The sequence below is a fragment of the Pedobacter insulae genome (assembly GCF_900113525.1).
GTDB classification, from domain to species: domain Bacteria; phylum Bacteroidota; class Bacteroidia; order Sphingobacteriales; family Sphingobacteriaceae; genus Pedobacter; species Pedobacter insulae.
On sequence record NZ_FOPP01000004.1, the window covers coordinates 356010 to 381067 of the forward strand.

General features: G+C 37.7%; 24 protein-coding genes. 18 read left to right on the forward strand and 6 right to left on the reverse strand.

All coding sequences use genetic code 11. The features are described 5' to 3' along the window. Nucleotides 1-45: 45 nt before the first annotated feature. From BM207_RS08895 to BM207_RS08915, 5 genes are all read left to right on the forward strand, one after another. Nucleotides 46-513 (forward strand): DUF6428 family protein, encoded by a 468-nt coding sequence (locus BM207_RS08895; protein ID WP_090993219.1) that lies wholly within the window; start codon nucleotides 46-48, stop codon nucleotides 511-513. A 10-nt stretch (nucleotides 514-523) separates the two neighbouring features. Continuing rightward, on the forward strand, nucleotides 524-1009 hold the full coding sequence (locus tag BM207_RS08900; RefSeq protein ID WP_090993220.1) for a GNAT family N-acetyltransferase: 486 nt from the start codon (nucleotides 524-526) through the stop codon (nucleotides 1007-1009). 11 nt (nucleotides 1010-1020) lie between these two features. Beyond that, nucleotides 1021-1440 carry an arsenate reductase ArsC gene (locus BM207_RS08905; RefSeq protein ID WP_090993221.1) on the forward strand — a complete coding sequence of 140 codons (420 nt, stop codon included), beginning with the start codon at nucleotides 1021-1023 and terminating at the stop codon, nucleotides 1438-1440. 1 nt (nucleotide 1441) lies between these two features. Beyond that, nucleotides 1442-2500: an ACR3 family arsenite efflux transporter gene (gene arsB, locus BM207_RS08910; RefSeq protein ID WP_090993222.1), complete on the forward strand. Its 1059-nt coding sequence runs from the start codon at nucleotides 1442-1444 to the stop codon at nucleotides 2498-2500. 90 nt (nucleotides 2501-2590) lie between these two features. Beyond that, a complete protein-coding gene (locus BM207_RS08915) occupies nucleotides 2591-2950 on the forward strand; it encodes a VOC family protein (protein ID WP_218155035.1) in 360 nt (119 codons plus the stop codon). Here BM207_RS08915 and BM207_RS19400 read toward each other — a convergent pair. From BM207_RS19400 to BM207_RS08930, 3 genes are read right to left on the reverse strand one after another with little or no spacing between them, the layout of a single operon-like run. Continuing rightward, nucleotides 2947-3162 (reverse strand): GDCCVxC domain-containing (seleno)protein, encoded by a 216-nt coding sequence (locus tag BM207_RS19400; protein ID WP_090993224.1) that lies wholly within the window; start codon nucleotides 3160-3162, stop codon nucleotides 2947-2949. The two genes, BM207_RS08915 and BM207_RS19400, sit on opposite strands and share 4 nt — an antisense overlap. 1 nt (nucleotide 3163) lies before the next feature. After that, nucleotides 3164-3772 carry a mercuric transport protein MerTP gene (gene merTP / locus BM207_RS08925; protein ID WP_090993225.1) on the reverse strand — a complete coding sequence of 203 codons (609 nt, stop codon included), beginning with the start codon at nucleotides 3770-3772 and terminating at the stop codon, nucleotides 3164-3166. Then, a complete protein-coding gene (locus BM207_RS08930; RefSeq protein WP_090993226.1) occupies nucleotides 3769-4140 on the reverse strand; it encodes an ArsR/SmtB family transcription factor in 372 nt (123 codons plus the stop codon). Before BM207_RS08930 ends, merTP begins: the two co-directional genes overlap by 4 nt. Nucleotides 4141-5293: 1153 nt before the next feature. On the opposite strand from BM207_RS08930, the gene BM207_RS08935 reads away from it, so the two are divergent. The 10 genes from BM207_RS08935 (at nucleotide 5294) to BM207_RS08975 (ending at nucleotide 19483) form a co-directional block, all read left to right on the forward strand. Then, entirely contained in the window at nucleotides 5294-5578 is a 285-nt protein-coding gene (locus BM207_RS08935) for a helix-turn-helix domain-containing protein (RefSeq protein ID WP_090993227.1), read from the forward strand. A 235-nt stretch (nucleotides 5579-5813) separates the two neighbouring features. Beyond that, nucleotides 5814-6224, forward strand: a complete 411-nt coding sequence (locus tag BM207_RS08940) for a plasmid mobilization protein (RefSeq protein WP_090993342.1) — start codon at nucleotides 5814-5816, stop codon at nucleotides 6222-6224. Then, a complete protein-coding gene (locus BM207_RS08945; RefSeq protein ID WP_090993228.1) occupies nucleotides 6209-7435 on the forward strand; it encodes a relaxase/mobilization nuclease domain-containing protein in 1227 nt (408 codons plus the stop codon). The genes BM207_RS08940 and BM207_RS08945 overlap by 16 nt, the downstream gene beginning before the upstream one ends. 37 nt (nucleotides 7436-7472) lie before the next feature. Beyond that, entirely contained in the window at nucleotides 7473-9515 is a 2043-nt protein-coding gene (mobC, locus tag BM207_RS08950) for a conjugal transfer protein MobC (RefSeq protein WP_090993229.1), read from the forward strand. Between the two features lie 91 nt (nucleotides 9516-9606). Beyond that, nucleotides 9607-10032 carry a Fur family transcriptional regulator gene (locus tag BM207_RS08955; RefSeq protein ID WP_218155036.1) on the forward strand — a complete coding sequence of 142 codons (426 nt, stop codon included), beginning with the start codon at nucleotides 9607-9609 and terminating at the stop codon, nucleotides 10030-10032. Between the two features lie 57 nt (nucleotides 10033-10089). Beyond that, on the forward strand, nucleotides 10090-10416 hold the full coding sequence (locus BM207_RS19455; protein WP_394332969.1) for a DUF6660 family protein: 327 nt from the start codon (nucleotides 10090-10092) through the stop codon (nucleotides 10414-10416). Between the two features lie 221 nt (nucleotides 10417-10637). Beyond that, complete coding sequence (locus tag BM207_RS08960) at nucleotides 10638-15005, forward strand: CusA/CzcA family heavy metal efflux RND transporter (protein ID WP_090993344.1); 4368 nt, start codon at nucleotides 10638-10640, stop codon at nucleotides 15003-15005. A gap of 6 nt (nucleotides 15006-15011) precedes the next feature. After that, nucleotides 15012-16349 carry an efflux RND transporter periplasmic adaptor subunit gene (locus tag BM207_RS08965; protein ID WP_090993230.1) on the forward strand — a complete coding sequence of 446 codons (1338 nt, stop codon included), beginning with the start codon at nucleotides 15012-15014 and terminating at the stop codon, nucleotides 16347-16349. Between the two features lie 186 nt (nucleotides 16350-16535). Beyond that, nucleotides 16536-18572: a heavy metal translocating P-type ATPase gene (locus tag BM207_RS08970; protein ID WP_090993231.1), complete on the forward strand. Its 2037-nt coding sequence runs from the start codon at nucleotides 16536-16538 to the stop codon at nucleotides 18570-18572. Between the two features lie 338 nt (nucleotides 18573-18910). Next, a complete protein-coding gene (locus tag BM207_RS08975; RefSeq protein WP_245768061.1) occupies nucleotides 18911-19483 on the forward strand; it encodes a phosphatase PAP2 family protein in 573 nt (190 codons plus the stop codon). 362 nt (nucleotides 19484-19845) lie between these two features. On the opposite strand, the gene BM207_RS08985 is transcribed toward BM207_RS08975, so the two are convergent. Both BM207_RS08985 and BM207_RS08990 read right to left on the reverse strand, forming a co-directional pair. Continuing rightward, the gene (locus BM207_RS08985) at nucleotides 19846-20424 is read right to left on the reverse strand and encodes a hypothetical protein (protein ID WP_090993234.1); all 579 of its coding nucleotides are present in this window, start codon (nucleotides 20422-20424) and stop codon (nucleotides 19846-19848) included. 60 nt (nucleotides 20425-20484) lie between these two features. Next, complete coding sequence (locus BM207_RS08990; RefSeq protein WP_090993235.1) at nucleotides 20485-20706, reverse strand: hypothetical protein; 222 nt, start codon at nucleotides 20704-20706, stop codon at nucleotides 20485-20487. Between the two features lie 257 nt (nucleotides 20707-20963). Between BM207_RS08990 and BM207_RS08995 the strand changes: the two genes are divergently transcribed. From BM207_RS08995 to BM207_RS09005, 3 genes are all read left to right on the forward strand, one after another. Beyond that, nucleotides 20964-23000 carry an AAA family ATPase gene (locus BM207_RS08995; protein ID WP_090993236.1) on the forward strand — a complete coding sequence of 679 codons (2037 nt, stop codon included), beginning with the start codon at nucleotides 20964-20966 and terminating at the stop codon, nucleotides 22998-23000. Next, nucleotides 22997-23959 carry a hypothetical protein gene (locus tag BM207_RS09000; protein ID WP_090993237.1) on the forward strand — a complete coding sequence of 321 codons (963 nt, stop codon included), beginning with the start codon at nucleotides 22997-22999 and terminating at the stop codon, nucleotides 23957-23959. The genes BM207_RS08995 and BM207_RS09000 overlap by 4 nt, the downstream gene beginning before the upstream one ends. A 148-nt stretch (nucleotides 23960-24107) precedes the next feature. Beyond that, nucleotides 24108-24506 carry a hypothetical protein gene (locus tag BM207_RS09005; protein ID WP_143095934.1) on the forward strand — a complete coding sequence of 133 codons (399 nt, stop codon included), beginning with the start codon at nucleotides 24108-24110 and terminating at the stop codon, nucleotides 24504-24506. Nucleotides 24507-24604: 98 nt separating this feature from the next. Here BM207_RS09005 and BM207_RS09010 read toward each other — a convergent pair whose 3' ends face one another. Then, nucleotides 24605-24985, reverse strand: a complete 381-nt coding sequence (locus BM207_RS09010; RefSeq protein WP_090993239.1) for a helix-turn-helix domain-containing protein — start codon at nucleotides 24983-24985, stop codon at nucleotides 24605-24607. Between the last annotated feature and the right edge of the window lie 73 nt (nucleotides 24986-25058).

Genomic DNA, 25058 nt, shown 5'->3' on the forward strand with positions numbered 1-25058 from the left:
TTGAGTAAATCCATCGCAAAATTACGATACATAAATAGAGAATATATGAAACTATCAGAAATCAAAACCATCTTGGCAACAGCTGAAGCAGTTAATTTCCAAGTAGAAAACGGAGAAACCGTACCAGAACATTTCCACGTAACAGAAGTAGGTGTCATCACCAAGGACTTCATCGACTGTGGAGGAAAGGTGCGCCATGAGAAAGTGGCAAACTTCCAGTTATGGGATGCCGATGACTACGAGCATCGCTTGAAAGCTGGAAAATTGCTGAACATCATTTCCCTATCAGAAAAGGTATTGGGCATGGAAGACCTGGAAATCGAAGTGGAATACCAATCTGGAACCATAGGCAAATATGATCTTGGCTTTGATGGAACGAATTTCCTCTTACTTGCCAAGCAGACAGCTTGCCTAGCAAGGGAGGCTTGCGGCGTTGAAGACGCTCCAAAAAAAGGAATGGTTAATCTGGCAGGTGCGGCAAACAGTTGTACCCCTGGTGGCGGTTGCTGTTAATCCGTTAGTTATGAAGATAAGGAATTTATTGCCATCGGACTGGGATTCGGTGAAATCAATCTACGAAAAAGGCATAGCCACAGACAATGCCACTTTTCAGACCAGCGCACCCTCTTGGGAAGAATGGGACAGCTCACATCTTGGCACATGCAGGGTCATTGCCGAAGAAAATGGAAGTTTGCTCGGATGGGCAGCATTGACCCCTGTTTCTTCACGTTGCGTGTATGCAGGTGTAGCTGAAGTCAGCGTATATGTTCACCCCGAGCAATCAGGTAAAGGAATCGGGCTTGCGCTTTTAGAAGCGCTTGTAACCTTAAGCGAAGCTGAAGGAATATGGACCTTACAGGCAGATATATTTCCCGAGAATATCGGTAGCCTTCGCATCCATGAAAAAGCAGGGTTCAGAACCCTTGGCGTTAGGGAGAAAATTGGAAAGCAGAATGGGGTTTGGAGAGACACGGTGCTTTTGGAAAGAAGAAGTAATAAAATCATTTGATACTAGAAATTATGAAGAAAATATTAGTGCTATGCACTGGGAACAGTTGCAGGAGCCAGATTGCAGAAGGTTATTTAAGACATTTTGCTGGAGATAAAGCGGAAGTATACAGTGCGGGAATTGAAACCCATGGCGTAAACCCAAAGGCTATTGAGATCATGAAAAGGGATGGAATAGACATTTCTCGACATACCTCCAACAACATTGATGAGTATATGGATACCAGTTTCGATTACGTGATCACTGTTTGTGATAACGCAAAAGAGAGCTGCCCTTATTTCCCGACGAATGCCGTAAAGTTCCATTATAACTTTCCCGATCCCGCAAAAGCTAAAGGCACCGAAGAAGAAGTGATGGAGCAGTTCCGTGAAGTAAGGGAGATGATCCGCAAATACGCACAGAACTTCGTTAACGAGAACTTAAAGCGCTAAGATGTCTGCAAACAATTGTGCGCCCGTAGTGGAGCGGAAAAAACTTGGTTTCCTTGACCGTTACCTTACCCTTTGGATATTCTTGGCGATGGCAATTGGTGTCGGTATTGGCTACTTCATACCGTCATCATCTGGCTTTATCAATTCATTCTCCAGCGGAACAACAAATTTACCGCTGGCAATCGGCCTCATCCTGATGATGTACCCGCCACTTGCAAAAGTGAAATATGAAAAGATGGGTGAAGTGTTCAAGGACACAAAAGTGCTAACTGTTTCACTGGTGTTGAACTGGATCATCGGGCCATTGTTGATGTTCTTTTTAGCGATAACTTTTTTAAGGGATGATCCCGAATACATGGTTGGTCTTATCTTAATTGGACTTGCCCGTTGTATTGCCATGGTCGTCGTATGGAATGAACTTGCAGAGGGAAACCGCGAGTATGCGGCAGGGCTTATAGCGCTCAATAGTATCTTTCAGGTACTGCTCTATAGCGTTTTCGCTTACGTGTTCATTACCGTTCTTCCTCCATATTTTGGACTTAAAAGTCTGGAAGTGAATATTACGATTGGTGAGATAGCCAAAAGTGTCGGCATATATCTGGGACTGCCTTTTGCATTGGGCATTATCTCAAGGTTCGTTTTGATCAAAATGAAAGGTGAAGAATGGTTCCAGGATAAGTTCGTACCGATGATATCGCCCATTACCTTGATTGCTTTGCTTTTTACCATCGTGATCATGTTCAGTCTAAAGGGTAACCTGATCGTTCAGATTCCAATGGATGTGGTTCGAATTGCCATACCCCTTGTGATCTACTTTTCGATCATGTTCGTAGCCAGCTTTTTTGCGGGCAAATACTTTGGTGCGGATTATTCAAGGAGCACTTCGATTGCCTTTACGGCCACTGGGAATAACTTTGAGCTGGCGATTGCAGTTGCCATAGGCGTGTTCGGTATAAACTCTGGACAGGCGTTCGCAGGGGTAATCGGGCCTTTGGTAGAGGTACCCGCACTCATTGCACTTGTCAACCTGGCCTTCTGGTTCAGGAAAAAGTTCTATTAAATTCACTAACTTTAGGTTATAGGATAGAAAACAATGGTTAATTTCAAGAACAGTATTCCAGCGCTCCCTGCTGTCAGCGTTAAAAAGGCTGTGGACTTCTACCAGTCAAAAATGGGCTTTGTTGCCCGTCATCAGGAAGAAAGCTTTGCCATATTGGTTCGTGGAAGTGTCGAGATCCATCTTTGGCAGGCATGCGACAAGAGCTGGAAATATAGGAGCCTAGCTCTTTTCCTTAGACCGATCTGGTCGGGGGCAGAAACTTTCATAGCGGGAACCGCAAGCTGTAGGGTCGAGGTTATAGGGATCGATGTGCTTTATCTCGAATATAAGGCTCAGGGGGTACTGCACAGTGAACATTCGGTTGTAGAAGAACAATATTGGGGACACCGCGATCTAGCAACCCTAGACTTGTATGGAAACCTTATCACGTTCTATGAAGTGGTAAACTAGCCACAGCAGGAAGCCCCTGCTTGTATGGGTGGACATTTGGCCGTCCCATAACTACAGAATACACAACAGTCTCCTTCGAGTGGTTTTAGCACTGTTTTGCAGCTTTCACATTCGTAAAAATACTGACAGGATTCGGTAGGCATTTCTTCATTCTTTGCAAAGCCACATTTTGGGCAGGTAATAGTTGAATCGAGTATTATTGTAGTCGCCATTCTAGTCTTTGTTTATAATAGTGTTTCTATAACCGATTTTTCTTATTTTTTTGCTAATACTGTCAGTGGTTATACTGTCTGGGTTGTAACTGACCAGCGCCATTCTTTTTTCAAATGAGGTCGTGGAGCTGGCAATACCGCTAATGCCTTTCAATCCCCCGTCAATGTGGCTGGTACAGCCTTCGCAGCTCATTCCCTCTATGGAGAACTTTACATTGGCAAGTTTTTTACTTATTGTTCCGGTTGTAGTCGCTGTCTTTGGGCTGGCATAAAGCAAATTTGAATAATAGGGAAAAGTGATCAGCAGGGCAGAGATTACCGTTACAATCATGAGAAACTTTTTTGACCCCATAAAACTTTTTTTCTGCACCTCACATCCACAATTATCTTTTTGTATGTCTTTTCGTTTCAGCAGGTTGAACCAGGCCAGTGCGAACACCAGAATGGTCAGCCCGATAATATACGGGCGATAAGGCTCGATCCAACTGAAGTAGGTTGATGCGCTCCCTGCACCTCCGATGACGGCAAATAAAGGGGCAATGCAGCAAAGTGATGCCGTAAAGGCCGCAAACAGGCCTGCTATCCAGCTTTTTGTTGTTCCTATACTCATGGATGTACCGTAGTTAAATGTTTTTGCAGTTGATTGAAGAATGGGCGAAGCAGGCCGAGTTGGGAAGCCTCAATGGAATAGAATACGGTCTGGCCTGATTTTACCGAATGGATCATGCCACCATCCTTCAGCTTACGAAGGTGCTGTGATATGGCAGGGATTGTCATACCCAATATGTCGCTCAGGTCACATGGGCAAAGTTCGCCTTCTCTGTTTAATAGGAAAAGTATCTTTAGTCTAACCTCGTTCCCGGTGAGAGCCAATAGTCCTGATAGGTATGAGAATGGACCACTACTTTCATTCAAGGCTTCTTTGCAATTATTAATCTGACCTTGATCCGCGAAAATTCTTTTACAACTGTTCATCATTAAAATAATGAACAAATATAAGCATTTAAGCAATTACTTAAATACAAATTATGCAATTCAGGGATAGGATATCTTCTAGATGCCAATCAATAGATTGTCTGTTGTGATCATTGCGCAATTCTCATCTAGGGAAAGAAATATTGAACGGATTAATGATGGGTCTAAAGATGCAGAAATCAATTTGTCACCAAAAATGGTGAAGATTTGTCGCAATACAATATATTGCGACAAATCCTCTTTGTTTTTATCGCAATACTTTGAAATTGTCGCGATATGAAAGACGAACGGAAACAACAGATAGTGGAAAAACCATAACCTATTGACCCCTCTTTACCAAAAATAAGTTATTGATTATTGTCTGACAACCAGTTTGCTTTGCGGTATTCCGAAATTGGCGGAACGGGGTTAATCAAATTGGTTTATCCAAGCAGGTATTTAATGTATAAAACTCAGCCAAAACTCAGCCAAATTATAGAAATTCTTCCGAAAAATTGCCATTAAAATTTTCCGAAAAAAAGACTAAAAAACGGCTAATTTTAACATGAAATTGATGATTTAACGAAAATTTTATTTGTTGACAATAATGTGATCGACACAAAATAGATTTAAAATATGTCTTTAAAGTGGTTTAAATGATGTTTTTTGTTTATCTTTATTTTTAAATTTTAATTAAAAACTCAGCCAAAACTCAGCCAAATCACTCAAAATGACGGATAAAAAACCCCTTTTAGAGCATCAAAAACAGCGTTTAGAGCTCGCAATTGATGAAATATCCACTCCGATATTCTCCACAATTAGTATTTTAGGTAAATAAACGACTAAATCTTTCTATAGAATGTCAGTTTTAAACATCTAAGAAGCCAACAAAATAAATATTAGAGTTTTTAACTGAAATGTTCTAGTTCCAGCTGTCGCCGAGAGATATAAAATATTAAAAATTGGATTATTTTAATTTCCTTTATAAGGATGGTCTATGCAACTCAAATAGATTTCGATTCAATTTTTCCTAACATCAAGCCAAATACAAGCTATTATACATGTCATGAATTTTTAGAATGGTATCCTAAAATTTATATTTGGTTACTACCTAACCAGTACCCAAAAACTCCATTATATCCTTTCCAATTTTGCCATATCATTTAATATTCAAATTATGGCAACCATTGAATTTATAACCAAAGAAGATCTTGATCAGTTTAAGCAAGAACTCTTTTCTGAACTAAGGCGACCTGGACAAAGGCTACATAAAATCAGTGAACAAAAAGAGTGGTTGAAAAGCTATGAAGTTCGTAAGTTGTTGAGCATATCGCCTGGTACGTTGCAAGGTCTTCGAGATACTGGCAAACTCAAATTTAACAAAGTTGGTGGGTTGATGTTCTACAAGTACGACGATGTGATTGCACTCGTGGAGGGAAAGAAAATAATTCCCAAACCCTGAATCTAGAACCAGTTAGTTTCCAAAAAGTAACAACGTTATTCACGGAAATCAACTAAAAAACGAACCATAATATTTTACAGTTTTAAGTTCCAAAACCAATGTGATTTCGGTTACGTGTAAACACCATTGTGTTTGGCAAGATGTATTTTCGCATGCGCGAAAAATCTTGCCGCCCTTGAGGTCGGGGGATTTGCTCGGAACTCGCAAATCTTGGAACTTTCTTAAAGTGATAGGCATGCCAAGAAAAAAGCTTAAAAACGAAGATGAAATACTCAGCCATAATTTGATTGTTAGGGTGGATGCTGCACAGTTCAATAAGCTTGAAAAACTTCGCATAGAAAGCAATTGCCAAACGGTCGCTGAAATTGTACGCAGGATACTTTCTGGCAAGAAAATCAACTGTTTCTACACAGATGTAAGTATGAATGCGCCCATGGAAGAATTGGTGAGTATCAGAAAGGAATTGAAAGCAATTGGCATCAACATCAACCAAATTACCAGAACATTTAATCAGGAAAAAACCTCTGAAAACAACAGAGCTTATTATGTTATGAAAGTGGCAGACCTATATAAAAAGGTCGATGAAAAGGTGGATACACTTCTATTGCTCATTACAAAACTCACTGAAAAATGGTTGCAAGGATAATCAGCGGCAAAAGCATTAGGGGGTTGCTCAATTATAACGAGGCTAAGGTTAATAGCGGTGAAGCCAGCTTGATCTTGGCAAATCGTTTCGGAACCGAAATTGAACGGCTGGACTTTAACAACAAACTAGTCCGCTTTGAGCACCTAACCAAACTAAATATAAAAGTCAAGACTAATGCCCTGCACATCATGCTAAATTTTGATAGGAGCGACAAGTTGGATACGCTTATGTTTCAGCAAATCGCATCCTCCTACATGGATCGTATAGGTATGGGCGAACAACCGTTTTTGGTTTATCAGCATAAAGATGTTAGCCATCCGCATATCCATATCGTAACAACCAATATAAAAGCAGATGGCAAACGGATAGATATTCATGGGCTTGGCAGAACGTTGTCCGAAACCGCCAGAAAAGAACTGGAAATTGAGCATAATCTTATCAAAGCTGAAGGAAGAAATAGGAGTGAAGCAATTTCAATAGCGCCTGCATTAATTGAAACAGCGTACTATGGAAAGGTGCCAACCAAAAAGGCAATCTATGGTATCGTAGCTGAGGTTATGAGAAGTTATAAGTTTACCTCTTTTGTTGAATACAACGCTGTTCTGAAACAGTTTAATGTTATTGCAGACCGTGGAAGGGAAGATACAGTGATGTTTCAAAAACATGGGCTGGTTTATTCTATCATTGATAAAGATGGCAATAGGGTTGGTATTCCTTTTAAGGCGAGTGAGTTGGCAACTAGACCAACACTAAATAACATAGAAAAGAGGTTTGAGAGGAATGCTGAAAAGCGAAAGCCATACAAAGAAGGGCTTGTGAAACGTATTGAACGGGTGTTTTCAAAATATAACAGCATAACAAAACCAACTCTGCTTGCTGAGCTTAAAAATCAAGGAATAGCTTTAATATTCAGACAGAACGATCAGGGGCTGGTTTATGGCTCAACATTTATTGATCACAGGAGCAAATCAGTTTTTAAAGGCAGTGACTTGGGCAGGGAATATGGTGCCAAGGCTTTTCTTGATCGTTGCGGTAATATGGATAGGCCGAAAACGTACCTTAAAACTAGCGAGCAAACAAAATCTTATCTCGAACCCATTACCCCAACCAATTATCTAAAAGACCTGATGGAAAGCAGTAATACTGAACAGTTGGCAACCGTAGGGCAAAGGAAGAAGAAAAGGAAAAAGTACAGGGGTTTTTCTCGTTAGGGAAAATGCAGATTTAACATAACTTAAAGGAACTACCATGAATACAGGAGAGGATGCACAAGGGCTCAGAAAGATTGTAGATTTTACCCGTTTCATTAGTGTTGTAATTTTGGTCATCCATTTTTACAGCTTTTGTTATGAGGTTTTCAATCGATGGGGCTTGACAGCGGAGATTACTGATCGAATAATTTTCAATATCTCAAAGACGGCAGTCTTTAATCACATGATGAATGCAAAATTGGCTTCATTGCTCTTTTTGGTTATATCGTTAATTGGCTTAAGGGGTAAAAAGGATGAAGATATACAGCTTAGGTCAATTAGTAAATATTTGTTATCGGGATTGGTCTTATATTTTGCCAGCGGGCTTACCTACTATTTACATCTGGCTCCAGATACAACTGCAATCCTTTACATAACCGTAACCGTAATTGGCTTCCTGCTCATTTTGTCTGGTGGGGCTATGCTATCAAGGTTGATACATGAAAATTTGAGTAAGGACATCTTTAATGATGAAAACGAAACCTTTCCGCAAGAAGAGCGGTTGCTAGAAAACGAGTATTCCATTAACCTTCCGGCCAAATACAGATTGAAGAACAAGACAAGGGACAGCTGGATCAATTTTATCAATCCATTCCGTGGTATGTTAGTGGCTGGTACTCCTGGTGCCGGAAAATCATATTTTGTCATCAGGCATATCATAGATCAGCATCTTAGGAAGGGATTTTCGATGTTTATTTACGACTTTAAGTACGATGATCTGACCAAGATTGCCTATAATAAGTTATTGAAGTATCGTAAAAATTTTAAAGTACAGCCCTCATTTTATATCATCAATTTTGACGACCTGAACCGAACACATCGATGTAATCCACTTGATCCCAATAGTATGGAGGACATAACCGATGCTACAGAAGCAAGCAGAACGATTATGCTAGGGCTTAACAGGGACTGGATCAAGAAACAGGGGGATTTCTTTGTAGAAAGTCCGATTAACTTTTTGACTGGTATCATCTGGTACCTGCGTAAATATGAAAATGGTAAGTATTGTACTCTGCCACATGTAATCGAGCTGATGCAGGCAGATTATGATCCGTTGTTTGCCATTCTGAAAGAAGAAGAAGAGATTAAGGTTTTGATTAATCCATTTGTTTCGGCATTTCAGAATAAGGCAAGGGAACAGTTGGAGGGGCAGATTGCCAGTGCTAAGATTGGCCTTGCAAGATTATCGTCGCCACAATTATACTATGTACTTAGCGGTAATGATTTTACCCTTGATGTGAATAATCCACTGGAGCCTAAAGTGATTTGTGTGGGCAACAATCCACAGAAGATACAAACTTACGGAGCTGTGCTGTCGCTCTACATTTCCAGAATGATCAAACTAGTTAACCGAAAGGGGCAACTAAAGAGTAGTCTGGTGTTTGATGAGTTTCCAACGATTTATTTTAACAATATGGATAGTCTTATTGCTACCGCAAGAAGCAATAAGGTTTCGACCACGCTTGCAGTTCAGGATTTTAGTCAGCTTAAAAAGGATTATGGTGCAGAGCAGGCTGATGTCATCAGCGGCATTGTTGGCAATATCATCAGTGGGCAGGTAACCGGAAGTACCGCTAAAAAACTATCGGAAACTTTTGGGAAAATTATGCAGGATAGAACTAGTCTAAGCATCAATAGCTCTGATACTTCCATATCCAAATCAACACAACTAGATTATGCGATACCAGCTTCAAAAATTTCATCTCTTTCTTCGGGCGAGTTTGTGGGCATTGTTGCCGATAATCCAGATCAAAAGATAAAGCTTAAGGTTTTTCACAGTGAAATTCAGAATGATCATAAAGCAATTGCCAATGAAGAGGAAGCTTACCAAGCTATACCAATAATTAAGAAAACAAGTGAAACAGATATTCAGGAAAATTATCTAAAGATAAAGGCTGATATTGAATTAATTTTTGAGTTAGAGCTCAAAAAAATTGATGATAGAAAGCCAAAGGATGGAAGTGCCAAAAAAACTCAAGAGAAAGATGTTAAAGTTGAAGATGATCGCTTTTCAAGTGATGGGCCATCTATTTCAATGTAATCACGATAGTTATTATTTACCATAGGTGCTAGATAATTATCTGCAAATTCAAAGTAGGGTCATAGCGTTTTGAGATAAAGCGAAGTTAATAATGCATAAATTAGCGCATATGGAAACCGAAGAAAATATTTTACGGCAGAGGAACATAAAGCCTACTGCAATGCGTTTGTTGGTGGCGGAGAAATTACTAGCTCAACAGTATGCCATCAGCCATAAAGAATTGGCAGAACTTTTTGATCGTGCGGACAGTATAACGCTCTTCAGGACGCTGAAGACGTTTTTAGAACACAAACTTATCCATACCATCGATGATGGAACAGGTATTGTAAAATATGCACTTTGCCAATCCAATTGCAGTTGTAATCCATCAGATCAGCATACGCATTTCCATTGCTCACAATGCAAGAGAACTTTTTGCCTTATAGATGCAGAAACACCAAGTATCAATATTCCCCAAAATTTCACATTAGAAGGTGTCAATTTGGTTCTTAAGGGAAGATGTGACAGGTGCCACTAACATAATCCTAAACTTTGCAATCCAATTGCATTATTAATTATATATATTTGCATAGTAATGAGATTGATAATCACAATATGGACGTTTTACCTAATGGCGCTTTCTTCGCTAAGCTGTAGTGATGGGAGAAACAAGTGTGATAAATCTATTGCAAAAATTGAAATTGTTCAATCTCATGACCATAATGCAGACACTGATGATAGCTGTAGTCCATTCTGTTATTGCAGCTGTTGTAGCATTAGTTTAAATTCATTAGTTTTCAAGTCTTTTGAAATAAAATCACCTAAGTTTAATTTCGTAGGCAAAAAAATTATCATTCGCGACTATTCGCTTGTTTCCAACTATTATGGGAATATTTGGCAACCGCCAAAGCTAACTATTTAATCTTTTCAGATTTTCTTAATGCTATTGATGGTTTGCTACAAACCTCATTGAACTACATGCCATTTATTTGTCTTAAAGGTGCTGTCAACGTTTAAGGGATATGCTTTATTCGGACATTTATTTATAGGCATTATACATTTCATTCGATAGTTATTAGATTATCTGTTGGCCTCTTGCAAGAAGAGCCAGGAATTTATTTTTCAAAATTTAAACAGATATACGTGTTAGATAACATTATAAAATTCAGTATTAAGAACAAGCTTGTTGTTGGTATAATGACCTTATTACTGATCATCTGGGGAGTGTGGAGTGCCACAAAACTGCCCATTGATGCCGTACCCGATATTACCAACAATCAGGTACAGATTATTACGGTTTGCCCAACATTAGCGGGGCAGGAAGTAGAACAGTTGGTAACATTCCCTATTGAGCAGAGCATTGCCAACATTCCAGATCTGGAAGAAACCAGAAGTATTTCAAGATTTGGTCTATCGGTAATTACGGTTGTATTTAAAGATAAGGTAGATATCTATTTTGCCAGGCAGCTAATCAACGAAAAACTAAAAGATGCAGTAGAAAAAATCCCGAAAGGAATAGGTACACCAGAACTTGCACCAGTAAGTACGGGTCTTGGCGAAGTGTACCAATATATCATCCATCCGAAAAAAGGAAGCGAAAAAAAATACAATGCCAAAGATCTGCGTACGATGCAGGACTGGATAGTAGCTAGGCAGCTGTATGGGACACCTGGGATTGCAGAAGTAAATAGTTTTGGTGGCGAACTAAAACAGTACGAAGTTGCGGTAAGCCCTGATCGCTTAAAAGCAATGGGGGTAAGCATTACTGATGTGTTTACCGCATTGGAAAAAAACAACCAGAATACAGGCGGTGCTTACATTGACAAAAAGCCAAATGCCTATTTCATCCGTGGTATTGGTTTGGTAACGTCTTTAGATGATGTAAAAAATATCAGTGTAAAAAATGATGCCAGCCGTATTCCTATCTTCATCAAAGACATAGCAGATGTAAGATTTGGAAGTGCGGTAAGATATGGAGCTATGACTTACAATGGCGAAGTTGATGCCGTAGGTGGCGTAGTGATGATGCTAAAAGGCGAAAACAGTAACGAGGTTGTAAAACGGATTAAAGAAAAACTACCTGTCATTCAAAAATCTTTGCCAAATGATATTGTGATCGAACCCTATTTGGACCGTACAGATTTGGTGGGCAGGGCGATGAGTACCGTCGAAAAAAATCTGATAGAAGGTGCATTGATTGTCATTTTCGTATTGGTGGTTTTCTTAGGTAATTTCCGTGCTGGATTAATTGTTGCTTCTGCTATCCCACTTGCCATGCTATTTGCTCTAGCCTTAATGAACGTGTTCGGTGTGAGTGCCAACTTAATGAGTTTGGGAGCGATAGATTTTGGCTTAATTGTAGATGGTGCGGTAATTATCGTTGAGGCCACTTTGCATCATTTGGGACTTAGAAAATCCACCCAAAGGCTCACACAACAGGAAATGGACAATGAAGTATTTGCCTCGGCATCCAAAATCCGTAGCAGTGCAGCTTTTGGAGAAATCATCATCCTGATCGTTTATATTCCTATTTTGACTTTGGTAGGTGTAGAGGGTAAAATGTTCCGTCCTATGGCGCAAACTGTAGGTTTTGCCATTTTTGGAGCATTGATTTTATCCCTTACCTATATCCCAATGATGTGTGCCTTGTTCCTCTCTAAAAATACATCGCACAAAGAAACCATTTCGGACAGAATGATGAACTGGCTGCAAAAAATGTATCAGCCAATGCTAGAAAAAGCCATTAAGGTAAAATATTGGCTTGTCGGAATTACCGTAGCGATTTTTGCATTTAGTATTTTCTTGTTTAGCCGAATGGGAGGCGAATTTATTCCACAGTTGCAGGAAGGGGATTTTGCTTTTCATTGTATCCTTCCACAGGGAAGTTCATTGAGCCAGAGTATCGAAACCTCGATGCAGGCTTCAAGAATTATTAAAGAATTTGATGAAGTGAAAATGGTAGTAGGCAAAACCGGAGCAGCAGAAGTGCCAACCGACCCAATGCCACCAGAAGCTACCGATATGATGATTTTACTTAAACCACAGAGCGAGTGGAAAAGCGGAAGAACCTATAATGAACTAGCGGATGCAATCAGCGAAAAGCTGGAAGCAATACCAGGGGTTTTCTTTGAGAAAAACCAGCCGATACAAATGCGTTTCAATGAATTGATGACGGGCATCAGGCAAGATGTTGCGGTAAAGATCTTTGGGGAAAATCTGGATACACTTGCTTTGAATGCCGAAAAGGTTAACAAAGTAATACAGACGGTACAAGGTGCTACAGGTCCTCAAGTAGAGCGTGTAAGCGGCTTACCACAGATAAACGTAGAATATGACCGCACCCGTTTGGCTAATTACGGGATAACGGTAGAAGACGTAAACAATGTGCTGAGTACAGCTTTTGCTGGTAAGAGTGCAGGTGTGGTTTTTGAAAACGAAAGAAGGTTTGATCTGGTGGTTCGTCTGGATAGTACCCACCGGAGCAGTATCGAGGATGTAAACAATCTGATGATACCGACTTCGGCCGGCAATCAAATTCCATTATCACAGGTAGCCACTATCGACTATAGACTTGGGCCGGCACAGATCAGCCGTGAAGCTGGAAAGCGAAGAATTGTAATCGGATTTAACGTTGCAGGCAGGGATGTACAGAGCGTGGTAGAAGAAATACAGCAAAAACTGAATGCACAGATAAAATTACCGGCTGGCTATTATTTTACTTATGGCGGTCAGTTCGAGAATTTAAAGGAGGCCAGTAACAGGTTGATGATAGCCGTTCCGGTTTCGTTGTTGCTGATTTTTGTACTGCTGTATTTTACCTTCCGATCCTTTAAACAAGCTGGATTGATATTTACAGCTATACCAATGAGTGCAATTGGTGGTATATTGGCTTTACTGCTTCGTGGTATGCCTTTCAGTATCAGTGCAGGTATTGGTTTTATTGCCTTGTTTGGTGTGGCGGTTCTTAATGGAATTGTGCTGATAGGTACTTTCAACCAACTCGAAAAAGAAGGGATAAAAGATGTTTTCAAACGAGTAATCGAAGGAACCAAGATCCGTTTGCGACCAGTATTGATGACGGCAACCGTAGCCAGTTTAGGTTTTTTACCGATGGCATTGAGCAGCAGTGCTGGTGCAGAAGTACAAAAGCCTTTGGCAACGGTAGTTATCGGTGGATTGATTACCGCGACATTCCTAACCTTATTCGTTCTTCCATTATTGTACATCATTTTTAATTCAAAAATTAATCTAAAAGGAAAACCTAAAATGAAACCTATCGCAACCATAATTGTGTTATTTCTATCATCATTAGGCTTTACGGCAAATGCACAAACAGGCAAAGCTTTATCCGTTGATGATGCCATACAGCTTGCAATTGAGAATAATAAGCAATTACAGGCAGGAGATTTGGAGGTTAAGGCAAGTCAGGCACTGAAAAGAACAGCCGGAGAATTACCCAAACTGGATCTAAATGCGCAGTTGGGACAGTACAACAGCGTGAAATTCGATAAGTCGTTCCAGGCGTCCCAAACTGTTCCTTTTCCAGCTTTGTTCGGCGCAAAAAAACAATTGATCAACGCAGAAATTAAGGGTAAAGAACTGCAAAGAAACCTCACCTTGCTGGATTTGAAAAATCAGGTGCGCACTTATTATTATCAGATCAGGTACCTGCAATACAATCAGAAGCAATTGCAACAATTGGATAGTTTATACAACGATTTTATGAAGATTGCCCAGCTTCGATACAAAACTGGTGATACCAAAAAAGTGGACATTAGCACAGCAACAGCCAAGAAAGGCGAGATCAATCTATTATTAAAACAGAATGATGTGTTCTTGACCAATGCCCTCGCCAATCTGAAAACACTGATGAACACAGATGAAGATTTTGCTATTGCAGAAAGTGGGGTGTTTCAGCCTTTGCAAATCACCAACTTGCTGGACAATGAGGTGGTAGCCAATCATCCTGCCATTCAATCCCTATATCAGGATGCTATTATTGCCGAACAAACCAAAAAGGTAGAACGGTCGCAAGGCTTACCCGACTTTGCATTTGGTTATGTCAACCAGTCGCTAATTGGCTTTCAGAATGTAAACGGATCGGAGCAGTTTTTCAATGGAGGGAAAAGGTTTAGTTCGGTAAATATCGGCATTGCCATCCCTTTAACCTATGGCGCAACAAAAGCTAGGATAAAATCCTTGGATTATAAAAAGCAGGCCGCTGAAGCTACTGCCCAGCAACAGCAAAAGACATTTGCTTCACAGTTGCAAAATGCCAAGCTGCAATATCAGCAGGATATGCAACAGTATAATTATTTTAAGCAGGAAGCATTGCCTAATGCAAAGGAAATTATCTCGGCGGCACAATTGGGCTATAAAACGGGAGATATCAGCTATGTGGAATATCTTTTTGCATTGCAAACTTCAACTGATATAGAGCTGAATTACCTCAAAAGTATTCAACAGGTAAACCAATCGGTAATCAATATTTATTCATTCATCAATCAATAAGTAAAAATGAAATTCAATATAAATAAAATCACAACTATAGCTGTTGCAGCTGTTCTAATATTTACTTTTTCCGCTTGCAGTAATCAAAAGGAAGCCGATCGAGATGAACATGGGGCGAATGAGGAGCCTAAAAAGGAAGAAGCACATGAAGAAGAAACATCAACTATTGCTACACTTACGAGCGAACAGATAAAAACGGTAGGGATAGCGTTAGGCAGTGTAGAATTTAAAGAACTAACGGCAACGATTAAGGCTAATGGTAATTTAAGTGTTCCAAATAACAACAAAGCCAACGCCACCTCTTTGTATGGTGGAGTGATAAAAACGCTTAATGTCCAAATTGGTAATTATGTTAAAAAAGACCAAGTGATTGCTACCATTGCCAATCCACAGTTTATACAACTTCAGGAAGAATATTTGACGGCAGCCAGTAAAATAATATTCGCAGAACAAGAGGTGGCGAGGCAGAAAGAGCTGAATGAAGGTAATGCAGGAGCAAAGAAAAACCTGCAAAGCGCCACTGCCGACTTGAATAGTTTGCGCACCAGAAGAGCCTCATTACAACAGCAGATACAATTAATGGGTATTAATCCAGGTACACTATCGAACAGTAATCTAAAATCATCATTGGCAGTAATCAGTCCATCTAATGGTACAATTAGTAATGTTTATGCCAAAATTGGTAGTTACATTGATGTTTCTTCACCGGTTGTTGAAATTGTAGACAACAGTTCCTTGCATTTGGATCTCCAGGTTTTTGAAAAAGATTTACCACAGGTAAAAGTTGGGCAAACCATCCATTTTACTTTAACCAATAATCCCACTACTGAATATGATGCTACAGTTTTTAGTATCGGTTCATCTTTTGAGAACGATAGTAAAACTATTGCTGTACACTGTCGCGTAAATGGAAATAAAACTGGTTTAATTGATGGAATGAATATTACGGGAATTGTTAGCCTTAGTAATGTAACAACTCCTGCCGTACCTAATGATGCTATTGTTAATGCTGATGGGAAATATTATGTGTTTGTACAAACTGATAAAAAATCAGAAGACAATCACGAAGAAGGAGAGGAAGGTCACGATCACAAAGAGGGAGAAAAAAGTGACATTACAGAAGCAGATAAAACAGATGCCAAAAAGTTGAACGAGAAGAAAGAACATAAAGATGAAAAATCTAATGTCAGTTTTGAAAAGATAGAAGTGCTTAAAGGCGTCTCGAATATGGGATATACGGCAGTTACTTTCGTTACAGAAGTTCCCAAAAATGCAAAAATTGTAGTGAAGGGGGCGTTTTTTGTAAATGCAAAATTGAGCAATACAGGTGGGCACGAACACTAAAATTTAGTGACTATGATTGGTTAAAAATTCATTTTCCGATGTATTTGGTGTTATATATGATGGTGGTTTGTGCGCTGCCATCATACCGCACCTGTAAGCAAACCGATCGACCCAATAACTTTTGTGAAAACAACACGGAGAACGATATTTAATTTATATAAAAAAAACTACTAAAAGACTATTATAATGGAACACAAACATAAGTACGATGTACAAGGCAAACAGCTTTGCTGCACGCCACAAGAAGAAAAAATATATACCGATGCCAATGCTAAAAAGCTTTTGGAAAAGCATCATGACGATGATGGTCACAATCACGAACAGTCAGATGATGACGGACACGACCATGGGAGTACAGATAAAACCACTTTTCAAATGTTTTTGCCAGCCATTATCAGTTTTGTTTTGTTGATGATTGCGATCGCTTTTGATAATTGGTTTACTCAGGCTTGGTTCATAGGGTGGGTAAGAATTGTATGGTATGTTGCAGCTTATATTCCTGTCGGATTTCCTGTGATTAAAGAAGCATTTGAAAGCATCAGAAAAAGTGATGTTTTTTCAGAATTTTTGTTGATGAGCATTGCCACCATCGGTGCTTTTGCTATTGGCGAATACCCTGAAGGTGTTGCCGTGATGCTATTTTATGCGGTTGGCGAAGTATTCCAGACTTTGGCGGTTACGAGAGCCAAAGCTAACATTAAAACTTTGCTCGACCAAAGACCCGATGAAGTAACGATTTTAGAAAATAACCAACCTAAGACTGTAAAAGCTGAAACCGTAAACATCGGCAATATCATTCAATTAAAACCCGGAGAAAAATTGGGATTGGACGGCGAATTGTTATCCGAAACTGCTTCTTTCAACACCGCTGCATTAACCGGAGAAAGCAAGCCTGACACCAAAACCAAAGGCGAAACCGTATTGGCTGGAATGATAAACCTAACAACCGTTGCACAAGTAAAAGTAACCACGGCTTACACTGATAGCAAGCTTTCTAAAATTTTGGAATTGGTACAAAACGCCACAGCACAGAAAGCACCAACAGAATTATTCATACGAAAATTTGCAAAAATCTACACACCAATTGTAGTATTGTTGGCAGTGCTAATTACCGTGGTCCCTTATCTTTTTGTGGATGATTATGTATTCAGTCAATGGTTGTACAGAGCATTGGTTTTCCTGGTAATTTCTTGTCCGTGCGCATTGGTTATCAGTATTCCTTTAGGGTATTTTGGTGGAATTGGTGCCGCTTCCAAGAATGGAATTTTATTTAAAGGAAGTAATTTTTTAGATGTCATTGCCGATATTAAAAATGTCGTGATGGACAAAACCGGAACCATGACAGAAGGCGTTTTCAAGTTACAGGAAGTGGTATTAAAACCTGAATTTAATAAAGACGAAATCCTGAAAATGGTCAACGCTTTAGAAAGTCAAAGCACGCATCCGGTTGCCACAGCTATCCATCAATATGTAGGCGAAATCGATCATTCCATAAAACTAGAAAACACCGAAGAAATTGCAGGTCACGGTTTGAAAGCTATCGTAAATGCTAAAGAATTATTGGTTGGAAATTTTAAGTTAATGGATAAGTTCAACATCAAATATGATTTAGATCCAAGTACGATTGTTTATACCTTAATCGCCATTGCCTACGATGGAAAATTCGCAGGTTATATTACGATTGCAGACAGCATTAAAGAAGATGCTCAGCTAACCATTGATAAATTAAAAGCATTAGGTGTAAAAACTACAATGTTGAGCGGGGATAAAAGCACCGTTGTGCAATTTGTAGCAAAATCTTTAGGAATAAACAATGCTTACGGCGATTTATTACCAGAAGACAAAGTAAATAAAGTAAAAGAACTCAAAGCTGGAAACCAAACCGTTGCGTTTGTTGGCGATGGAGTGAATGACGCACCAGTAGTAGCTTTGAGCGATGTAGGCATTGCAATGGGCGGTTTGGGAAGTGACGCCACCATAGAAACTGCTGATGTAGTGATACAGGACGATAAACCAAGCAAAATCCCAATGGCAATCAATATTGGGAAGCAAACCAAAAAAATAGTCTGGCAAAACATCACATTGGCATTTGTGGTAAAGGGAATTGTATTGGTGCTTGGCGCAGGTGGTTTAGCCACAATGTGGGAAGCCGTTTTTGCAGATGTAGGTGTGGCATTATTGGCGATTTTGAATGCGGTAAGAATTCAGAAGATGAAATTTTAATTATGATTTAAAATTTTAGCCATTAAGAATATTTATGAAAAAAATAGGATTTTGAAGTGTTACGTCCGTAAAAGTATGATCAAAGGGATCAGTACGCGGGTTTGTCTTCAAAATCCTTTGGAAATACCAATTAATCTTAAAAAATGATTTCGAAGATAATCTCCATACTTTTTTTAATTATAGTTAGTAAAATATCCATTGCACAAAACAGTCTGATGATTGAAAAACGACCGGATACTACTCTAAATACCGCGAATGTTTACAAGTTAAATTACAGGAAACTTATATTGCCCACATCTCTTATCAGCATAGGCGCCATAAGTTTTGCTATCCCGGGTATGAAGAGACTTGATGTAGCAACTAAGATTGAGGTTTCCCATCACCGATCAAAAACAACACTAGACAATTATACCCAATATTTTCCGGCTGTTATGGTTTATGGGCTAAACCTTGCAGGGGTAAAGGGAAAGCATAACTTTAAAGACAGGACTATTATCTATGTTACGTCACAATTGATTTCTGCTGCAATTGTAACACCTGCAAAATCCATAACTGCAGAAGAAAGGCCAGACAGATCTAATAAAAAGTCGTTTCCTTCAGGTCACGCAACTACGGCATTTTCTACTGCTCATTTTATGTATAGGGAATATAGGGACGATAATCTTTTATTGAGCTTTTCGGGATATCCGTTTGCTATTTTCACCAGTGTATACAGAGTTTTTAACGATAAACATTGGGTTACCGATGTTGTTGCAGGTGCGGGAGTTGGTATTCTATCAACAGAGCTTGCTTATTGGTTATATCCAAAGTTCAGTTCATTTATTAATGTTAAGAATAAGAAAAGTAATAGTATCGTTGTTCCTTATTACCAATCGCAAAAGTTTGGTCTATCGTATCAACTGTCATTTTAATCCGAAATAATTTGATTTATCGTATTTAAAGTGGAAGAGAAGAAAAAGATATTGGTTTATAAATCTCCCGTTAAAAAGTCAAGACTTGCTGCTCAGAGTAAGCATGCCAAGCAAAAAGAAGGAATTAAAAAATCACCTTTTTTTGTTTTTTTGATGATATTGATGTTTGCGATATTGACTGTATTCATTATTGTTAAAATAATTCATATTTATTCACATATTTAGCGAACGAAATGGATGAAGAAAAATTGTTGCTGTTTTATAAGCTATTACCGATGTAGGTAATCAAATTGTGATTGAAAAGGGTGGGTTTTTAAGGATAGAACAGATGAATAGTATATTTGCTTATGTGACTGAAGTCGTCAATTCAATTGCTCTTTTGGCAATTCAATTATAATACGTCCCTGCTTAGCCAATTTTTTGATCCGCTTTTCTTCTCGATAATCGAGTATACTAAATCTGAACACAATCATTGCGATCAGGTATGTCATTGCAATAAATGACGTTCCAAATATTAAATTTCTATAAAAGAAATCTCCAAGGTTATCGGAAAGGTCTGACTTTATCCAGTTAATCTCTGGTTGATACGGAAGATAGGAAATTTCAGCAATCACGGGGTAAGTTGGTTTCTTCCAATCTTTTTTATCTAGCGTAAAAGTATGCGAACTTGACTTGATTATTTTTCCGTCTGGTAGTGCAAAGGTATAGTCGAAGTCACGCATTCTTGGATGATCTGAATACTCGTAAAGACCTGACTCTCCAGAAATTTTTCCGACTGCAACTTCTCCATGCTTTATTAATTGATAATGTCTGTATGGATCAATGTGCTCTCCCCATAAAAAGAAATAGATAAACGCCAGTATGGCGATGTCGAGCCATGGAAACCAAACGCTATAAATTTCTTTGAGGAACGAGAGGATTTGAGCTTTAATTTTTTTCATTTCTAAACAGTATTTATTTCTCCCTAGATAAATTCTATTCTAATTTAAAGAAAATATCGTTCACCAATTATTAATGACTAAAAATAGTCCAATCAAAATAAGCGCATAAGCTAGCAGGCTGCAAAATCCTTCAACCGATCTGGTAGCTACTGATTTTTCATAATTAGAAAAATGTTCTAATCCATTCGGCCCCCTTCTATAAAATCTTCTTCTATTGATCCAGTAACGTAGGTATATTCCAAAAAGCATTGTTGAAATTCCGATTAGAAGAGATGTATTCATAGCATCTTTATTTTATTTCCACCTCTATAAAAATACGCTTATAAAATATTTGAAGTGGTAACATGTTCGATTTTGAGACAATGCTTATATGGTATTGGGATTTCTGAAATTGTTCAAATATGTAGTAGATGATAAAGATTGCCTTTCGTCAATAGCTTAGTTGAATTATCAATCTTTTTGCGCGGTTCTAATTAAAACTCGTAAAAATTAACTATAATGTAAACAATTTATACCACGCTAACTTAACGCAATATAGCATGAGATCTCAAAACTTTATTATCACCGAACTACGGATACACTCCAAGTGCAACGAAGTTTATAAGAAAATCCTTAAAGAAGACACATATCATTTTAATCAACTCGATTTAGTGAATTACCAAGAGCAACAATCGCTCGAAAGGAGTATTTTCGGAAAACGAGTTTTTATTCAGGCAATTGTCGGTAAAAATGGAAGTGGAAAGAGTTCAGTTCTAGAAATTATCTATAGAATTATAAATAATTTTTCATACTACATTTTAGACGGAACTCAAATGAAACGAGTTTCAGCTGAGCCTATTTATTTAATAGAAGAGCTATATGCAGATCTCGATTTCATAATTGACGATGTAAAATGCTCGTTTATGGTACGTGATAAATCTTTGGGGATTATTCGCGGCGAAGAAAAGTTCTATTTTGGTAATTTTGATGACGACTTCTTTGAATTTTCAGATTTTAAAAGCAATAAAAATGAAGGAATTGTTAAACTGGTTTCTTCATTTTTTTATACAATTGTAACTAACTATTCTTTTCAGTCATTAATTACTAAGGATTTCGAAAAAGACATTGCTCGCGAGTTTATTGGCTCTAAGGAGAAAGGTTATCACTCGAATGGAAATTGGCTTGACAGTTTATTTCGTAAAAATGATGGTTATGTAACGCCAATCGTTCTGAATCCTTATAGAGATGAGGGTAAAATCGATCTTCAGAAGGAGTACGACCTAACATTGTCCAGAATTGCTGCTCTACTCATCCATTCAAAACATAGCAAAAAAGATCTTTTAAGTGGTTATAGTTTGTCAACAATTCAATACAAGGCAAATCATAGTCATTTTCTAAAAAAATTGTTTATAAAATATAATGAGTCAGACGATTCAATACATTTGACTGAACTAATGGCAGCAATGGTTGATAAAACATCTGTAGCAAGTCAAATTATTCAAGCATATGGGTTTGATATTACTCAATTTCAGAATGAAGATGCAGTTGTTCCATATGCTTATCTAATATATAAAACTCTAAGTGTCCTGAGTAAATATGCTCAGTTTGAAGCTTATATAAATGTTCCTGAGATTAGAAAGTTTGGACTAGAAATAACTGAGGAGCAAAAAATTGATTTATTAGCCGGTATATCAGAAATAAAAACATTTAAGTCACATGTAAACATTAAAATTTATCAAACACTTAATTATATAAATTCCTATAATAATTTGATCAAGGCATTTAATTTAGAAGAATATATTCCTTACAAAGACAAGAAGAGATTTGGAGATATTGATGATATTATCCACCGGCTTCCACCGCCATTTTTTGAGCAAGACATTCGGCTGTTACGAAACGAAAATGAAGAAAAAGATCTCCCATTATCATCTTTAAGTTCTGGGGAGCGCCAGTTTATTTATACAATTGGAACGATTGTCTATCATATAAAAAATCTTCTTTCTATTCAACAATCCAACCGAATAAGATACAGGAACGTTAATCTGATTCTGGATGAAGTGGAGATTTGCTTTCATCCAGAATATCAGCGCCAATTTATCGCACAACTACTTGACCTGATGGATAGATTAAACTTAACAAGAAGCTGCTCGTTTAATATCCTTATCGTTACACATTCCCCTTTTATACTATCTGATATCCCTAAAAACAATATTCTATATCTGAAGGATGGGAAGCAGTATCCTGATGAGGGCCTAATTAATCCTTTTGCAGCAAACATAAATGACATCCTTTACCAAAGCTTTTTTCTGGAAGGTGGCTTTATGGGTGAGCATGCAAAAAATCAAATTGTATCTGCAGTTAGTGCCTTAGAAAGGATTATAAAAAAGCAGAAAGTAAGTGTGAAGTCACTTTGGAACAAACAATCACTATTGGAGTTAATTGAAATGACCGGTGAGCCGCTATTGCGTGAAAATTTGTTTGGCTTATACACTCAAGCTTTCGATCAACCTTCTTATGAAGATCAGCTTATAGCCAAAGATGAGGAAATAGATAGGTTACAAAGGTTGCTTGATAAAAGGAATGGAGGTAAATCATGAAGTCTATATTATTGACTCCAGCTATAGAAGATATGGCTAATGAATATTCATCAGAGTTATTTTTAGATAGAAAAGATGAATTCGTACAACCGCTACCTAATTTAAGAGCTTTGCTTAACGGACTTGATAATGCAGTTACGATTCGCACTGGGTATAAAAAATATATAATAACGGTAATCCGAGTCTATCCATTTATTAACAGACTGAAACCAAGTTTTATAGATAGGGTACACCAATTATTTGCAAACCTAGATGTTGATTTGAGCGAAAAAATAAACATAAATGGAAAAGATTTGCCGTTTTACAAGCATGTTACATCTGCAATGAGATATGATGCAGTTAGGGACAAAGATTTTTTGCCTTATGCCAAAAGACTTGGTATCCGTTCATGTGTTTATTGTAATGCAAATTATGCCATCTCATTTAAAGTTAAAAAGTCTAATATTGCAAAATACGAATTGGATCATTTTAAGCCTCAATCTGTATATCCCTATCTATGTACTAACTTTTACAATCTTTACCCTGTCTGTGCAAATTGTAACAAAGCTAAACTGAAAACTATAACTCTGTTTCCCTTATATACTGAAGATCCAGCAAGACGCTATCCATTTAAATTTACATTAGATAAAAAATCAATAGTTAAGTATATGTTAACGCAAGACTATACGGACCTCAAAATTGAATTTGATACTTCAGACCATGATGATCATAATAGAGTCTTTAAAATCGAGGGTAGTTATAATGCTCTTAAAGATGTTGCAGAAGAATTGATTTGGAAACATAAAATATATAATTCATCGTACCTTAAAAGTTTAAGAGAAAGTTTTGGTAAAAAGTTCAACTATGGCGGATTTAACCGTCTTATTTTGGGAAATTATGACAAGCCTACAGATATACATCAAAGGCCATTAAGTAAATTAACACAAGACATTGCTAAGCAACTGGGGATCCTCAAATAAGATTGTGTTTGTAATTAATATTTTTATGTCTAAAATAGAAATGTTATTGCTTATTCAATATAAAATCTCATCAATCTTGAATAGGCTTTTGTAGACTTAAAGTTAATTCTTTGACTATAATCTAATTTAGTTATGTAATTTTTAACCATTGAATTTCACTAACTTTAATATTTCGTCATCAAATTTTAAAAGAAATATGTATGAAGATGATACCATATTGTCTAGAGGTAAGTATAAATTTACAGCTCTTTGCAGGGTTCCGCCAGAATACCTACTTAACTTATATGCGAAAAAGAACAAAGCTAATCCTGAACTTTACGAGTATATTGAAAAGAACCTATCACGGATTAAAGCGAGAGCAATTGGAGAATTAGAAATCCCCGAACTGCACCTAGTATGCAAAAAAATAGTCTACTCTTCTGAAAAAGTAGCCAAAGCTGAACTAAAGAGAATAACTGAAATGAAAAATGACCATAAAATCCCCATCCGCTCGTACTATTGTGAAGTTTGTGGATGTTTTCATTTAACTTCTAAACCACAATCTTGAAATCATATCGATTAGATGCTTATAAAAATGTTAATCAAAAGAATGAAATCCGATACTGCGTCCAAGTAATATTGTAGTGTCTTAGTTTAGGAGATAAACTAAGATTCCAGCTGATTGGCAGGTTCAATATTAATTACCTCAACTACTTTCTTCACTGATATTGAACCATCATTATTTATTTTATTGGTTTTTCTCAGAGTTAATACAACAAGGTCATAAGTAGCGGATTTACTAGGAATAACGTCTTTTATTTCAACTCCTAAAACTTTTGCTAACAACGGTAAGTGGCGAATGCTATATTTAGCCCTCTCAGATAAAGTTTCAACTTTAGAAACAAAGCCATCGGCGAGTTTCATTTTTTGAGAGAGTTGAAGTTGAGTTATGCCTTTTTTTATCCTTAACTCTTTAATATGCAGAATTAATAAATAATCTATTTCAGACATTTCTCTATATAAAATTTCTTCAGATTTGTTAGCCATTTTTTAATGGCAATTGACATATATAAAAAATTTTTATCAACTCCACTTGTGGATTTAAAAAATTGTTATTATA